This is a genomic window from Pantoea sp. SO10 (genome assembly GCF_005281435.1).
In the GTDB taxonomy this organism is placed as follows: Bacteria; Pseudomonadota; Gammaproteobacteria; order Enterobacterales; family Enterobacteriaceae; genus Pantoea; species Pantoea leporis.
Window position 1 is genome coordinate 509,486 of sequence record NZ_CP040095.1, and the last position, 14,451, is coordinate 523,936.

15 protein-coding genes are annotated in these 14,451 nt (G+C 52.7%); 4 read left to right on the forward strand and 11 right to left on the reverse strand.

The window, feature by feature from the left end:
* Positions 1–656 precede the first annotated feature (656 nt).
* Both arcB and mtgA read left to right on the forward strand, forming a co-directional pair.
* Positions 657–3,011: an aerobic respiration two-component sensor histidine kinase ArcB gene (gene arcB / locus FCN45_RS02260; protein WP_137385042.1), complete on the forward strand. Its 2,355-nt coding sequence runs from the start codon at positions 657–659 to the stop codon at positions 3,009–3,011.
* A gap of 876 nt (positions 3,012–3,887) precedes the next feature.
* Positions 3,888–4,610 (forward strand): monofunctional biosynthetic peptidoglycan transglycosylase, encoded by a 723-nt coding sequence (gene mtgA, locus FCN45_RS02265; RefSeq protein ID WP_137385043.1) that lies wholly within the window; start codon positions 3,888–3,890, stop codon positions 4,608–4,610.
* Positions 4,611–4,615: 5 nt separating this feature from the next.
* Here the strand turns inward: mtgA and npr are convergent, their stop codons facing one another.
* The 11 genes from npr to FCN45_RS02320 all read right to left on the reverse strand — a co-directional run bounded on the left by npr (position 4,616) and on the right by FCN45_RS02320 (position 12,617).
* A complete protein-coding gene (gene npr / locus FCN45_RS02270) occupies positions 4,616–4,888 on the reverse strand; it encodes a PTS phosphocarrier protein NPr (protein ID WP_008104379.1) in 273 nt (90 codons plus the stop codon).
* Positions 4,885–5,739: an RNase adapter RapZ gene (rapZ, locus tag FCN45_RS02275; protein ID WP_101762285.1), complete on the reverse strand. Its 855-nt coding sequence runs from the start codon at positions 5,737–5,739 to the stop codon at positions 4,885–4,887. Before rapZ ends, npr begins: the two co-directional genes overlap by 4 nt.
* A gap of 52 nt (positions 5,740–5,791) precedes the next feature.
* The gene (gene ptsN, locus FCN45_RS02280; protein ID WP_176970221.1) at positions 5,792–6,274 is read right to left on the reverse strand and encodes a PTS IIA-like nitrogen regulatory protein PtsN; all 483 of its coding nucleotides are present in this window, start codon (positions 6,272–6,274) and stop codon (positions 5,792–5,794) included.
* Positions 6,275–6,434: 160 nt separating this feature from the next.
* The gene (hpf, locus tag FCN45_RS02285) at positions 6,435–6,722 is read right to left on the reverse strand and encodes a ribosome hibernation promoting factor (protein WP_101762283.1); all 288 of its coding nucleotides are present in this window, start codon (positions 6,720–6,722) and stop codon (positions 6,435–6,437) included.
* A 21-nt stretch (positions 6,723–6,743) separates the two neighbouring features.
* Complete coding sequence (gene rpoN / locus FCN45_RS02290; RefSeq protein WP_137385044.1) at positions 6,744–8,183, reverse strand: RNA polymerase factor sigma-54; 1,440 nt, start codon at positions 8,181–8,183, stop codon at positions 6,744–6,746.
* 48 nt (positions 8,184–8,231) lie between these two features.
* A complete protein-coding gene (gene lptB, locus FCN45_RS02295; protein WP_008104371.1) occupies positions 8,232–8,957 on the reverse strand; it encodes an LPS export ABC transporter ATP-binding protein in 726 nt (241 codons plus the stop codon).
* 5 nt (positions 8,958–8,962) lie between these two features.
* The gene (gene lptA, locus FCN45_RS02300; protein WP_036648348.1) at positions 8,963–9,517 is read right to left on the reverse strand and encodes a lipopolysaccharide ABC transporter substrate-binding protein LptA; all 555 of its coding nucleotides are present in this window, start codon (positions 9,515–9,517) and stop codon (positions 8,963–8,965) included.
* Positions 9,492–10,064, reverse strand: a complete 573-nt coding sequence (gene lptC, locus FCN45_RS02305; protein ID WP_101762281.1) for an LPS export ABC transporter periplasmic protein LptC — start codon at positions 10,062–10,064, stop codon at positions 9,492–9,494. Before lptC ends, lptA begins: the two co-directional genes overlap by 26 nt.
* Positions 10,061–10,627 carry a 3-deoxy-manno-octulosonate-8-phosphatase KdsC gene (gene kdsC, locus FCN45_RS02310; RefSeq protein WP_137385045.1) on the reverse strand — a complete coding sequence of 189 codons (567 nt, stop codon included), beginning with the start codon at positions 10,625–10,627 and terminating at the stop codon, positions 10,061–10,063. The genes lptC and kdsC overlap by 4 nt, the downstream gene beginning before the upstream one ends.
* Before the next feature lie 12 nt (positions 10,628–10,639).
* Positions 10,640–11,620, reverse strand: coding sequence for an arabinose-5-phosphate isomerase KdsD (gene kdsD, locus FCN45_RS02315; protein ID WP_110868082.1), 981 nt, complete (start codon positions 11,618–11,620; stop codon positions 10,640–10,642).
* A gap of 13 nt (positions 11,621–11,633) precedes the next feature.
* Entirely contained in the window at positions 11,634–12,617 is a 984-nt protein-coding gene (locus FCN45_RS02320) for a calcium/sodium antiporter (RefSeq protein WP_137385046.1), read from the reverse strand.
* A gap of 227 nt (positions 12,618–12,844) precedes the next feature.
* Between FCN45_RS02320 and mlaF the strand changes: the two genes are divergently transcribed.
* Entirely contained in the window at positions 12,845–13,660 is an 816-nt protein-coding gene (mlaF, locus tag FCN45_RS02325; protein WP_008104360.1) for a phospholipid ABC transporter ATP-binding protein MlaF, read from the forward strand.
* Positions 13,661–13,664: 4 nt separating this feature from the next.
* Positions 13,665–14,447, forward strand: a complete 783-nt coding sequence (mlaE, locus tag FCN45_RS02330; RefSeq protein ID WP_007886633.1) for a lipid asymmetry maintenance ABC transporter permease subunit MlaE — start codon at positions 13,665–13,667, stop codon at positions 14,445–14,447.
* Positions 14,448–14,451: the final 4 nt, after the last annotated feature.

Below are 14,451 nucleotides of genomic sequence, written 5' to 3' on the forward strand. Positions count from 1 at the left end.
ACACAGGCCCACCAGGAAAGCTTCCAGTGGAATTCCAACTTATCGGGAAAGCGAACTCAGGTCAAATAGCCAGCTTTGATGCGGGTAATAGGCTTTCTTGTCACTTAATTAAATGATTAATAAGAATTTATTGCGTAAATTTATGTCAATATCCCGCTGCGCATTCCCCCAGGAAGTGTGAGCCGTCTCACTGTGACCCAGCCCTCTAATATCCAAACAATGCTGGCAGAAAGGGTTATAACAGCATTTAATGCTGTTAGGGGCAGTTGATACACAGCATGTATCTGTTTTTCTTATGGCGTCATATTTGAATCAAAATGGCGCTGCCATTAGTAAAATTAATCACGCAAAGCATGCGTAGAAAGTCATTTAAATTGAATGGGTATGCAATAAAGAGGTGCAACCATCAGGATGAATGGCTGCCAGGGTGCTGATTAGCACCGGATGTTGAGGAAAGGTTCGCAAAAGCGCGGCCCTCCAGATTATTCAGTTGGCAGAATTAGTCAAGCGCTTTGCGCATATAGAAGGGAACGTCGGCGAAATCACGCTGCGATGCACCATTACAGGGCATAACCTGCGCGATATGGCCGGGTGAAGCGGGGCAGCGCAGCGATAATTACGCTATCATGAGCCAGATTTCGTTCAGGGAGCTCGTAATGAAACAGATTCGTCTTTTAGCGCAGTACTACGTTGATTTGATGGTCAAACTCGGCCTGGTACGCTTTTCGCTGCTGTTAGCCTCAGCGCTGGTGGTGCTGGCGATGGTGGTACAGATGGCCGTCACCATGGTATTGCGTGGGCATGTGGAGAGCATCGACGTCGTCCGCTCCATCTTCTTCGGTCTGTTGATTACGCCCTGGGCGGTCTATTTCCTCTCAGTGGTGGTCGATCAGTTGGAAGAGTCGCGCCAGCGCCTGTCGAAACTGGTGGATAAGCTGGAAGAGATGCGTACGCGCGATCTCGAGCTGAACCAGCAGATGAAAGAGACCATCACCCAGCTTAATCAGGAAATTAACGACCGTATTAAAGCCGAGCAGGCGCGCGAGCAGGTGATGGATAAGCTGCGCGAAGAGATGGCACGACGCGAGCAGGCGCAAATTGAGCTGGAACAGCAATCCTCCTTCCTGCGCTCCTTCCTTGATGCGTCACCGGATTTGGTGTTCTACCGCAACATTGATAAGCAGTTCTCCGGCTGTAATCGCGCCATGGAACTGCTAACCGGCATGAGTGAAAAACAGCTGATTGGCCTGACACCACGCGATATCTACGATGACGAAGCCGCCACCAAAGTGCTGGAAACCGATGAGAAGGTGTTCCGCCACAATGTGTCGCTAACCTACGAACAGTGGCTGCAATATCCCGACGGGCGCAAAGCCTGTTTCGAAATCCGTAAAGTGCCCTATTACGACCGTGTCGGAAAACGCAGTGGCCTGATGGGCTTTGGCCGCGACATTACCGAGCGTAAGCGCTATCAGGACGCGCTGGAGAACGCCAGCCGTGAGAAGACTACCTTTATTTCGACTATCAGCCATGAGCTGCGTACGCCGCTGAATGGCATCGTCGGACTGAGCCGCATCCTGCTGGATACCGATCTCAATCAGGAGCAGCTGAAGTACCTCAAAACCATCCACGTGTCGGCCATCACGCTGGGCAACATCTTCAATGATGTAATTGAAGTGGACAAAATCGAACGCCGCAAAGTGCAGCTGGATAATCAGCCGCTGGATTTCACCGGTTTCCTCGCCGATCTGGAAAACCTCTCCGGTCTGCTGGCGCAGCCAAAAGGGCTGAAATTTGTCATGGCGCCAGAGCTGCCGCTGCCCCATAAAATTTCGGCGGATGGCACGCGTCTGCGTCAGATTCTGTGGAACCTGATCGGCAATGCCGTGAAATTTACTCAGCAGGGCGAGATTGTGGTGCGCGTTGCCTATCGTCAGGATGAAACGCTGCACTTTGAAGTGCAGGATTCCGGCATGGGCATTCCGCAGGAAGAGCAGGATAAGATCTTCGCCATGTATTACCAGGTGAAAGATCAGCACGGCGGCAAGCCGGCGACGGGCACCGGCATCGGTTTAGCGGTCTCGCGTCGTTTAGCCCAGGCGATGGGCGGCGATATTAGCGTGAGTAGCGTCGCGGGGCAGGGTTCCTGCTTCACCGTGGAGATCAACGCGCCACGCGTCGCTGAGGAAGTGGAAGACGACAATCTGGATGACAGTATGCCGTTGCCGGCGCTGCACGTGTTGCTGGTGGAAGATATTGAACTCAACGTCATCGTTGCGCGTTCGGTACTGGAGAAGCTGGGTTGCAGCGTAGAAGTCGCGATGACCGGTACGGATGCGCTGGCGATGTTTGATCCGCAGGAGTTCGATCTGGTGCTGCTCGATATTCAGCTTCCGGATATGACGGGCCTCGACGTGTCACGTGCCATCCATCAGCGTTACGCAGATGTGGCGCTGCCGCCGCTGGTGGCATTGACCGCCAATGTGCTGAAAGACAAAAAAGAGTATCTCGATGCCGGCATGGATGATGTGTTGAGCAAACCGCTTGCTGTGCCAGCGCTTACGGCGGTGATCAAGAAGTTCTGGGATTATCAGCCGGAGCTGGAAGAGATCGCCACCGAATCATCAGATGCGCAGTCGCGCACGCTGCTAGATGTGGCGATGCTGGAGCAATACATTGAACTGGTTGGCCCAGGATTGATTACCCAAAGCCTGACCATGTTTGAGCAGATGATGCCGGGCTATCTCGAGGTGCTGGATTCCAACATGATGGCGCGCGATCAAAAAGGGATTGCTGAAGAAGGGCACAAGATCAAAGGTGCGGCAGGTTCGGTTGGCTTACTGCATATACAGCAGTTGGCGAAGCAGATTCAGTCGCCGGAATTGCCAGCGTGGTGGGACAACGTGCAAGAGTGGGTCGATGAGTTAAAACAAGAGTGGCTGAAAGACGCGAACGTGTTACGTGAATGGGTAGCGGAGCGGGAAAAATTACAGGACGTTAGAAAAAAATGACCCCAGTCGAAACTGGGGTGCGCGAATACTGCGCCAACACCAGGGAAATGGGCACTGCTGCTATTATTAGAAATCGAAAAAGAAAGCAGCAGTTCGGTATTGGTTAACGCTTCCAAATCACCTTAACAAATTCGCCAATGCTTGTGACAAGATTCATTAAATTGTGTGATGTTGAGCAGCGATTAAATACAGAAAACATTAATTTGCTGACACAGTCAAGCAAGGAATTAATTTCTTTGCCATATTGCACCTTTTTTGACCAATTGTTCTGCTTTTTGCCTGGTTTTGCTTCAGTCGTTAGCAGGAAAAGCCTGACACGAGCATGGAAAATGTGATTCTGACAAAAAATTGAAGTTAAGTTAGATTAACATGCTGATATTTATGAATAAAGTCAGGTTTTCTGACGGCTTATCCAAAACGTTTTGGAAACCTTAAACGGAAAGTTCCAGTTTATAGTTTATTGAATGATGTAAACCAATTGTGCGGTAAATCGCTTTACCATCATTGAGGCCGAATGCAGGCAGGATCAGACAGATTTGGTCGCATTTTTCAGAATGGTCTCTGTAATCAATGAACAAGTTCGAACATCATAAAAAATGATAGTTAAGCTTCATGAAAGCTTTTACGTGAGCGATATCACATTCAGTTAAGTGTTCATGCGCGCAGCGCCTGGTGCATTTAACCTCATGGAACCGATTCCTTTTTGGCGGAAGTGCTTGATGTGATTGGCTCTAATAGAGGAACGTTGATTGCGCAGGCAACAATTTCACTGACGTTTTTGCCAATCAGAGGATAAAATTTAGTGGTTAATCGTTGGTATTAGCTATTGTGACTTGGGTGATTGATTAATACAGGGAACAGGTAAGAGAAAATTGCATGAGCAAGAGTAAAGGGACGCTGGGAAAACGTATTAAAGTACTGATTGCTAAAGTGCTGCTGGCCTGGCTCGGCATCTGGTTAGCGGGCATTCTGCTGTTTGCTTTTCTACCAGTACCGTTCTCGGCGGTAATGGTGGAGCGGCAAATCGGTGCCTGGTTTACAGGGCGTTTTGATTATGTGGCGCACTCGGATTGGGTCGGCATGGATGAGATCTCGCCGTGGATGGCTTTAGCGGTTATCGCTTCTGAAGATCAAAAGTTTCCCGAGCATTGGGGCTTTGATGTTGATGCCATTCAATCAGTGCTGGATAACGATGGCAATGAACGCATGCGCGGAGCTTCAACCTTGTCTCAGCAGACGACGAAAAACCTGTTTCTATGGGATGGCCGCAGCTGGGTGCGTAAAGGGCTGGAAGCGGGACTCACGGTGGGAATCGAAACCGTGTGGACCAAGCGGCGCATCCTGACGGTTTATCTCAATATTGCAGAATTTGGCGATGGCGTATTTGGCGTGGAAGAGGCCTCACAGCGCTATTTCCATAAACCCGCCAGCCGCCTGACGATGTCTGAAGCCGCGTTACTGGCGGCGGTTCTACCCAATCCGATCCGCTTCCGTGCCGATGCGCCTTCAGGCTACACGCGACAGCGCCAGCAGTGGATTATGCGGCAGATGCGCCAGTTAGGCGGCGAGGGTTTCCTGAATCGCTACAAGCTGCATTGAAAGGCTTAATCTTCGTCAAAGCCCGCTTCAAACAGTTCGATGACCGCTGCCAGCGCCTGCTCTTCCTGCGGGCCGCTGGCTTCGATTTCAATATGACCGCCTTTCGCTGAGTCGAGCATCAGCAACGCAATCACGCTGCTGGCTTCAGCTTCGGTGCCCGATTCGTTACGCAGCAACACTTCAGCATCAAAACTCTGCACCAGCTCGAACAGCTTCATCGCTGGGCGCGCGTGCATGCCCAGCTTGTTACGAATCTCAACGGTTTGCTTCACGGTCATGATTTGCGTTTTTCCAGAGTGCGATGACGAGACTGCACGTTTTTACCGCGTGAACGGAAATAATCCGCCAGTTGTTCCGCGATATACACCGAACGATGCTTACCGCCGGTACAGCCAATGGCGACGGTGAGATAGCTACGGTTATTGGTTTCCAGCATCGGCAGCCACAGTTCCAGATAGCTGCGCGTTTGATAGATAAAGTTGTGCACTTCGGTGTGACGATCGAGGAAGGCGGCCACCGGACGATCCAGGCCGGTCATCGGACGCAGCTTAGGATCCCAGTGCGGGTTCGGCAGGAAGCGCACATCGAAGACATAATCGGCGTCGATCGGAATGCCGTGTTTGAAGCCGAATGACTCAAACACCATGGTCAGTTCACGCTCACGCTTGCCTAACAGGCGGGTACGCAGCATCTCCGCCAGCTCATGAACCGACATCTCAGACGTATCGATAATCAGATCGGCGCGTGAGCGCAGTGGCTCCAGCAGATCGTTCTCTTCATCGATAGCACTCTCCAGCGACAAGTTTTTGCTGGAGAGCGGATGCAGGCGACGCGTATCGCTGTAGCGGCGAATCAACGTGTTGCGATCGGTATCAAGAAACAGCAGCTGCGGCGAAAAGGCATCGGGCAGATTGTTGAGCGCCGCTTCAAAGACTTCCGGTGATTCCGGCATGTTACGCACGTCAATGCTGACCGCCGCAGAGATATTGCGTTCGGTTAAGGTATTCGCCAGCTCCGGTAGCAAGACCACCGGCAAGTTGTCGACACAGTAAAAGCCCATATCTTCGAGGGCACGCAGCGCGACTGATTTTCCTGAGCCTGACCGACCGCTAACGATCATCAGCACCATCACATTTCTCCCGTTTTAAACCGGCGAAAACGCCGGTAAAAGTGTTTCTCGCTTAAGAGTGTGCTTCCTGAGCTTCTGTGATAATGGCGTAGAGCTCTTGGTCGCTCTGTGCCGCGCGCAAACGACGACAGACGGTTTTATCTGCGAGGCGTTTGGCAACCAGCGAAAGCGTGTGTAAGTGGGTTTTACACTGGTCCGCGGGTACCAGCAGGGCAAACAGCAGGTCAACCGGCTGATTATCTACCGCATCAAAAGCGATAGGCTGATCGAGGCTAATAAACACGCCGACAGCGCGTAAGGTGTCCTCTTCCAGCTTGCCATGTGGAATGGCGATGCCGTTACCAATACCGGTACTGCCCATGCGTTCGCGGGTCAGGATGGCTTCGAAAAGCGTCTGGTGCGGCAGATTGAGCTGCTTCGCTGCCAGCTCGCTGATAATCTCCAGCGCGCGTTTTTTACTCTGGCAGTGTACGCCGCTACGGGTACAGTCCAGTGATAGGACCGAGCTCAATTCCAGTGTTAGATCGTTGTTCATCATCGTTTCACTTGCGAGTTCACATAGCCGCGAGTTTCAGGCAATTGATTTCATTACCGTTCACCCGCTGGCGCTTGCGCAGATGACAAAACGGGGCGGTAAGTTCCGCCCCATTTATGCTCTAAGTGCCGAATCAGTCAGCACTCTGCAAGCGTGAAGGTTAGTGTTTTTTCAGTTTGTCTTTGTGTTTGGTCAGCTGACGGGAAAGCTTATCGATTAACCCGTCGATGGCCGCGTACATGTCTTCCGCTTCCGATGTGGCGTGCAGCTCTCCGCCGTTAACGTGCAGTGTTGCATCCGCAACCTGCGTCACCTTCTCTACCTTCAGAACAATATAAACCTGATTGATACGATCAAAATAGTGTTCCAGTTTGGCAAATTTGGTATTTACAAATTCACGCAGAGGTTCGGTAATTTCAACATTAAGTCCGGTAAGGTTTAGCTGCATAGGTCTTCCTTCTTCGTTCGGTCAAACCAATTGCTTGCGCTGGTTTGATGGCGGTATAGATAAAGACTCGCGATATTTAGCAACCGTACGTCGCGCAACCATGATGCCCTGTTCGGATAACATGGAGGTCAGTTTGCTGTCGCTCAAGGGTTTTGCGGGGTTTTCCGCCGAGATTAATTTTTTCACCAATGCACGAATCGCCGTGGACGAGGCTTCGCCGCCGCCTTCGGTGTTGACGTGACTGGAGAAAAAATACTTCAGTTCAAAGATGCCACGCGGGCTGTGTAAATACTTTTGCGTGGTCACGCGGGAAATGGTGGATTCATGCATATCAACAGCCTGAGCGATATCTGCCAACACCATCGGACGCATGTACTCCTCACCCTGATCAAAAAACGCCTGCTGCTGTTCAACGATACAGCGTGTCACTTTCAGCAGCGTGTCGTTGCGGCTCTCCAGGCTCTTAATCAGCCACTTGGCTTCCTGTAAGTTGCTGCGAATAAACTGGTTATCGCTTTCATTACGGCCAGCTCCGCCCATCGCCGCATACTGCTGATTGATTTTCAGGCGCGGCATGCTGTCGGAATTGAGTTCAACCGTCCAGCGCTTACTGATTTTGCGTACCAGCACATCGGGAATGACATATTCCGGTTCACTGGTGTTGATCGACTGGCCTGGGCGCGGATCGAGTGACTGAATCAGCAGCATCGCCTCTTTCAGCACCTCTTCCTTCAGACGGGTTACGCGCATCAGGCTGCGGAAATCATGGTTGGCCAGCAGATCGAGATGTTCGCTAACAATCAGGCGCGCTTCCGCCAGCATGGGCGTGTCGGCAGCATATTGCGACAGCTGGACTAACAGGCAATCACGCAAATCACGTGCACCGACGCCGATCGGATCGAAACGCTGTACGCGCTTGAGCACGGCTTCGACTTCTTCCAGCGCCAGCTCTTCATCACCAATACTGTCATAAATGTCTTGTAAGCTGACGGTGAGATAGCCGGTGTCATCAATGGCATCAACAATTGACGTGGCAATCGCGCGATCGGTATCAGTGAACGGCGTTAACTCAACCTGCCACATCAGGTAATCCTGCAGCGATTGGGTGGTTTCGCCTTGGTAGATCGGCAGTTCGTCATCCTGGTAATCGGTGCCGGTGCCTGACGGTGTGCCTGCGGTGTAGATTTCGTCCCAGGTAGCGTCGAGCGGAAGCTCTTCAGGCATATCTTTCTGCTCAAGCGCTTCGCGCGTGTCTAACGAATCACTTTCCTGATCCTGAAATTCACGTGCGTCAACTTCTTCGTGCAGTTCGGTTTGTTCAAGCAGCGGATTGCTTTCCAGCGCCATTTGCAGTTCTTGCTGGAGTTCAAGCGTAGAGAGTTGCAGCAAGCGAATGGCTTGCTGCAACTGTGGAGTCATCGCCAGCTGTTGGCTGAGCCTGAGTTGCAAACCTTGCTTCATAATTCGGTAAGAATTTCCTAAGCAAACGTAGGGTGTTACAACACCTTATCAGAGTCTGAACTCTTCGCCCAAATAAACACGCTTAACTTGCTCATCTACAAGAATTTCATCAGGCGTGCCATGGGCAATTAAATGTCCCTGGCTGACGATATAAGCGCGTTCACACACCGCGAGGGTTTCACGCACGTTGTGGTCGGTAATCAGCACGCCAAGGCCGCTGTCACGCAGATGCTCAATGATTTTCTTGATGTCGATAACCGAGATCGGGTCAACACCGGCAAAAGGTTCGTCCAGCAGGATGAATTTCGGATTAGCCGCCAGCGCGCGGGCAATTTCCACACGACGGCGTTCACCACCCGACAGCGCCTGGCCCATGCTGTCGCGCAGATGGCCAATATGGAACTCTTCCATCAGCTCGTTGGCCCGATCCTGACGCTGTTCTTCGGTTAAATCATCACGGATCTGCAGCACAGCCATCAGGTTGTCGTACACGCTCAGGCGACGGAAGATCGAAGCTTCCTGCGGCAGATAGCCGATGCCGCGACGGGCGCGCGCATGCAGCGGCAAAATGCTGATGTCTTCATCATCAATCACGATGCGGCCGGCATCGCGCGGCACAATGCCCACCACCATGTAGAAGGTGGTGGTTTTACCGGCACCGTTTGGGCCCAGCAGGCCGACAATCTCGCCGGATTTTACCTGCAGGCTAACATCTTCCACCACGCGGCGGCCTTTGTAGGCTTTCGCCAGGTTCTCAGCGATTAGTGTAGCCATAGCAATCAGTTACTCTTTTTAGGGCTCGCGGACGAACCGTTTTTGTCCTGCAGCTGCGACGGTACCAGAACGGTAGTCACGCGCTTGCTGTCGCCCTGGCTGAACGCCTGCATTTTCTGCTCTTTCACCAGGTAAGTGATGCGGTCGCCTTTGATGTTGCTGTCCTGCTGCTGAATGAAGGCATTGCCGGTCAGCTCAACAAAATCGTTCGCCAATTCATAGTGCAGTTTACTGGCGTGGCCTTGCACCGGCTTGCCGTTATCCTGCATCTGATAGAAGGTGGCTGGCGTGCCGTAAGCATCAACGATGGTTTTTTTGCTATCGCCGCCCGGACGAGTGACCACCACTTTATCGGCGGTAATCTTGATGGAACCCTGCGTCACAATCACGTTGCCGGTAAAGGTCGCAACGTTGCCCTGCAGATCCAGCGCCTGGTTAACGGAGTCGATATTTACCGGTTTGTCTGAGTCGCCAGTTAATGCCAGCGCAGGCAGGCTCGTTGCCAGCAGCGTACTCACCAGCAATAACTTAAGGCTATTTTTGTTCATTTTGAATTTCATAGGAAGTTTTGACCTTTTCAAGCAGCTCAGCATGTTTCGTCCGTAAATTGCCGCGCATTTTCATGCCAGTGGAATTAAAACTGCGGCCAAAAAGGGTGACTTGATCGTCAGATGTCACATCCTGGGTGACCAAATTAACCTGAGCGTTATCGGTGAGGATGCGCTCAAGCTGTGAATCCTGAGTCAAAGAATTGACAACAACGTTGCCGTAAAGATAAAGCATACGATCTTTGGTCAGCTTTGCCTTATCGGCGCGCACCGACCATGTCGCCACTTTATTAACGTCATAGGTGGTCATCACCGGATTATCGAACCAACTTATCTCATCGGCAGCAAAGTAGGTCACTTTATCGGAGACCAGCTTATAGCCCAGCGCGCCTGTGGGGTTATACACCACCGTGTTCGATTTCTCGCTGGTGTAGGTTGGCGCTTGATCGTTGGTTGCCACCGGCGTTCTGTCGTCATCCTGGTTGGTGAGATTCCAGCCGATCAGCACTAAGGCGATCAAGGCCAGGATCAGCGTCATCCAACGCCTGCTCTTACTCATATTGATTGCCCTTTGGCATCCTCAAATTTGTTCTGCGCCATCAAAATCAGATCGCACAACTCACGTACCGCACCGCGGCCACCGGCAATGCGGGTCACATAATGCGCGCGCCACAGTAAAATCGGGTGAGCATCAGCAACGGCAACGCTCAAACCCGCCTGCGCCATTACCGGCCAGTCGATCAGGTCATCGCCAATATAGGCGACCTGATCGGCCGTTAATGACAGTTTATCCAGGAGTTCCCGCCAGGCCAAAAGCTTATCCGATTGTCCCTGGTAAAGATGCGTAATGCCGAGCGTCTTACAGCGATCTTCCAGCAGTTTTGCTTTGCGGCCGGTAATAATAGCCACTTCGACGCCGGAGGTCAGCAGGCAACGCACGCCATAACCATCACGCACGTTAAAAGCTTTCAGCTCTTCACCGCTGTTGCCCATATAAATGACGCCATCGGACATCACGCCATCAACGTCACAAATCAGCAGGCGAATCTTCGCAGCACGCGCCATGACGTCCGCGCTCACCGGACCGTAGCAAGTCTCGACCATCGCCGTTTCAGCACTCATTATTTCTTCCTGTTAGACCACGCCAGCGCGCAGCATGTCATGCATATGTACCACACCGAGCAGGCGATCGTCATCGGCCACCAGCAGGGCGGTGATGTTTTTGTTTTGCATCAAATTAAGGGCGTCAACGGCCAGCATATTGGGGCGCACGCGAATGCCGCCGCTGGTCATCACTTCCTGAATGGTGGCTTTCTGGAAATCGATGCCCATATCGAACACGCGACGCAAGTCACCATCGGTAAAGATGCCTTCGATTTTCATTAGGTCATCGACGATCACCGTCAAACCCAGATTCTTACGGGTAATTTCCAGCAGCGCATCCCGCATCGACGCATCACGGCTAACGTGAGGAATTTCATCGCCGCTGTGCATGATATCGCTGACGTGCAGCAGCAGTTTGCGGCCCAGCGCACCGCCGGGATGCGACAGCGCAAAATCTTCCTGGGTAAATCCGCGCGCTTCCAGCAACGCCACGGCCAGCGCATCGCCCATCACTAAAGTCGCGGTGGTGCTGGTGGTCGGTGCCAGGCCGAGCGGACAAGCCTCCTGCGGCACTTTCACGCACAGATGCACATCTGCAGCGCGGCCCATCGCGCTCTCAGGACGGCCGGTGATACAAATCAGCTGCACTTTCTGGCGCTTTAACACCGGCACCAACGCAAGAATTTCGCCGGATTCACCGCTGTTAGAAATCGCGATAACCACATCATTGGTGCTGACCATCCCGAGATCGCCGTGGCTGGCTTCGCCGGGATGCACAAAGAACGAAGGTGTACCGGTGCTGGCAAAAGTCGCGGCCATTTTTTTACCGATATGCCCGGATTTGCCCATGCCCATCACCACCACTTTGCCGCGGCAGGCAAAGATCATCGCGCAGGCGCGATCGAAATCATCATTGATATATTGATCAAGCTGCTCCAGCCCTTCGCGTTCGATGCGCAGCACCGCTTTGCCTGCTTGCTGAAAATCGAAATCCGGTTGCTGATGTGACATGGTCAGTCCGTCCTTAATAGCTTGTGATAAGCATGGGGCTCAGCCATAGCCACAGCACCCACGCGATAAAACCACCTAATAATAGTGTGCCTGCGATACGACCAATACGGCGTTTGCGCAGCAGGCAGAGCAGGGCGAACAGTACGCTCACTGCCAGCATCACCCAGTAATCACGTGCGAAGGCATGCGCATCAACGCTGCCGGGATGAATCAGCGCCGGCAGGCCGAGAACAATCGCCAGATTGAAAATATTGGCGCCGATCAGGTTACCGATCGCGATATCGTCCTCACCTTTCAGCGCGCCAGCCACCACGGTGGCCAGTTCGGGCAAGCTGGTGCCGACGGCGATCAGCGTCAGGCCCATCACCAGTTCGCTCACACCAAAGTAGTCGGCAAAGACGGTGGCGTTGTCGATCACCATACGCGTCGACATCGGCAAAATAATCAGTGCAACCGCCAGCCACAGAAAGGCCACTGTGTTGCCGGCCTCATCGCGCGGCAGCTCCGCCAGCTGTTCGCGGGTTAGCGTGTCGTTATTATCGCGTTCAGCCCGGCGAGCAATGCGAATTACCACCAGCAGATAACCCAATGCAATCAGCAGTAACGCGATGCCGTCGAGTCGACTTAAATAGTTATCAAACAGCATGATGCCGCAGAGCAGTGAGACTAGCAGCATTAATGGCAATTCGCGCCGAATCAGATTGGAGTGTACTGTCAATGGGTGGAGCAGTGCCGCGCCGCCCAGAATTAATAGAATATTGGTGATGTTCGAGCCCAGCGCGGTGCCAACCGCTAAATCCATCTGTCCATGCTGTGCGGCCGAAAACGAGACGATCAATTCCGGTAATGATGTGCCAATGCTCACCACCGTCATACCAATGATCAGCGGTGGGATGCCAAAGGATCGACAGAGGATCGCGGCGCTAAATACCAAACGGTCGGCACCGTAAACCAGTAAAATCAATCCGATAAACAGCAAGGCAGAGGCTACGAACATTAAAAATCCTTGATGGATGGAGGTGTCGGCGAACCTTGTCCGACGGGTAAAAACATTCTGCACGCACTAACAGGCGCTGATTTTGACTGTCTGAGAGGCAAAAGTAAATTTTAAGGCCGTTTTCGCCACACTAAGTGGGTAAGTTTCTGTAAAACTATCGTGCATTCGAGGCTACCAGGCTACCATCCACAGCTTTGATAGCGCCCGATCCGCATAAAGAGGTAAAGATGATCCAGCAGCAAACGAATCTGGTTGAGGTTCGTGGCGTCAGTTTCACGCGCGGAGATCGTACTATCTTCGACGACATCTCGTTAACGGTACCTGCCGGTAAAGTCACCGCGATTATGGGCCCGTCCGGAATTGGCAAAACCACATTATTGCGTCTGATCGGTGGGCAATTACAGCCCGATAAAGGCGAGATTTGGTTCCGCGATCAAAATATCCCGACGCTTTCCCGCACCAAATTGTACGAAGCGCGTAAAAAAATGAGCATGCTGTTTCAGTCCGGCGCGCTGTTTACCGATCTCAACGTGTATGAAAACGTTGCCTGGCCGTTGCGTGAACATACGCAGCTGCCGCCAGAGCTGTTGCACAGCACCGTATTGATGAAGCTGGAAGCGGTGGGTTTGCGTGGAGCCGCTAAACTAATGCCTGCTGAACTTTCTGGCGGTATGGCCCGCCGTGCGGCGCTGGCGCGTGCTATCGCGCTGGAACCCGAACTGATCATGTTCGATGAGCCTTTTGTCGGCCAGGATCCAATTACCATGGGCGTGCTGGTGAAGTTAATTGATGAACTGAATCATGCTCTGGGCCTGACCTGCATCGTGGTTTCACACGATGTGCCTGAGGTCTTGAGCATTGCCGATCATGCCTATATTGTTGCCGGACAAAAAATCATTGCTCAGGGTAGCGCGCCGGAACTGCGGGAAAATCCCGATCCGCGTGTGCGCCAGTTTATCGAGGGTCATGCGGATGGTCCGGTGCCTTTCCGCTTTGCCGCTGGCGATTATCTCAGCGACTTGACCCGCTCAGGGAGAACGTAAACTGATGTTGTTACAGGCGCTAGCGTCATTTGGACGTCAGGGAATCAATACCTGTGCCGCTTTTGGCCGCGCAGGCCTCATGTTATTTCATGCGTTAGTCGGTAAGCCGGCGTTTCGTCGCCATGCGCCGCTGCTGGTAAAACAGTTGTACAGCGTGGGCGTGTTATCGTTACTGATCATCGTGGTATCTGGCTTGTTTATTGGCATGGTGCTGGGTCTGCAAGGCTATCTGGTGCTCACCACTTACAATGCGGAAACCAGCCTTGGCATGCTGGTGGCGCTCTCGCTGCTGCGTGAGCTCGGTCCGGTCGTCACGGCGTTGCTGTTTGCAGGCCGTGCGGGTTCAGCGTTAACCGCTGAAATCGGGCTGATGAAAGCCACCGAACAGCTCTCCAGCATGGAGATGATGGCCGTCGATCCGCTACGTCGCGTGGTCTCACCGCGCTTCTGGGCCGGATTTATCAGCATGCCGTTGCTGGCGTTGATCTTTACCGCCGTTGGTATTGCCGGTGGCGCGCTGGTTGGCGTGAGCTGGAAAGGGATCGATCCCGGTTTCTTCTGGTCGGCGATGCAGAACGCGGTAGATTTCCGCACTGATGTCGTTAACTGCATGATCAAAAGCGCAGTCTTTGCCGTCACGGTAACCTGGATTGCGCTCTTTAATGGCTATGATGCCATCCCGACCTCGGAAGGGATCAGTCGTGCGACAACGCGTACCGTGGTGCATGCTTCACTGGCGGTACTCGGTTTGGATTTTGTGCTGACAGCACTGATGTTTGGGAATTGATGCA

Excerpts from the sequence above, each read along its gene's own strand:
- arcB (WP_137385042.1), top strand. The coding sequence starts at position 657 with ATGAAACAGATTCGTCTTTTAGCGCAGTACTACGTTGATTTGATGGTC.
- mtgA (WP_137385043.1), top strand. The coding sequence starts at position 3,888 with ATGAGCAAGAGTAAAGGGACGCTGGGAAAACGTATTAAAGTACTGATT.
- npr (WP_008104379.1), bottom strand. The coding sequence starts at position 4,888 with ATGACCGTGAAGCAAACCGTTGAGATTCGTAACAAGCTGGGCATGCAC.
- rapZ (WP_101762285.1), bottom strand. The coding sequence starts at position 5,739 with ATGGTGCTGATGATCGTTAGCGGTCGGTCAGGCTCAGGAAAATCAGTC.
- ptsN (WP_176970221.1), bottom strand. The coding sequence starts at position 6,274 with ATGAACAACGATCTAACACTGGAATTGAGCTCGGTCCTATCACTGGAC.
- hpf (WP_101762283.1), bottom strand. The coding sequence starts at position 6,722 with ATGCAGCTAAACCTTACCGGACTTAATGTTGAAATTACCGAACCTCTG.
- rpoN (WP_137385044.1), bottom strand. The coding sequence starts at position 8,183 with ATGAAGCAAGGTTTGCAACTCAGGCTCAGCCAACAGCTGGCGATGACT.
- lptB (WP_008104371.1), bottom strand. The coding sequence starts at position 8,957 with ATGGCTACACTAATCGCTGAGAACCTGGCGAAAGCCTACAAAGGCCGC.
- lptA (WP_036648348.1), bottom strand. The coding sequence starts at position 9,517 with ATGAAATTCAAAATGAACAAAAATAGCCTTAAGTTATTGCTGGTGAGT.
- lptC (WP_101762281.1), bottom strand. The coding sequence starts at position 10,064 with ATGAGTAAGAGCAGGCGTTGGATGACGCTGATCCTGGCCTTGATCGCC.
- kdsC (WP_137385045.1), bottom strand. The coding sequence starts at position 10,627 with ATGAGTGCTGAAACGGCGATGGTCGAGACTTGCTACGGTCCGGTGAGC.
- kdsD (WP_110868082.1), bottom strand. The coding sequence starts at position 11,620 with ATGTCACATCAGCAACCGGATTTCGATTTTCAGCAAGCAGGCAAAGCG.
- FCN45_RS02320 (WP_137385046.1), bottom strand. The coding sequence starts at position 12,617 with ATGTTCGTAGCCTCTGCCTTGCTGTTTATCGGATTGATTTTACTGGTT.
- mlaF (WP_008104360.1), top strand. The coding sequence starts at position 12,845 with ATGATCCAGCAGCAAACGAATCTGGTTGAGGTTCGTGGCGTCAGTTTC.
- mlaE (WP_007886633.1), top strand. The coding sequence starts at position 13,665 with ATGTTGTTACAGGCGCTAGCGTCATTTGGACGTCAGGGAATCAATACC.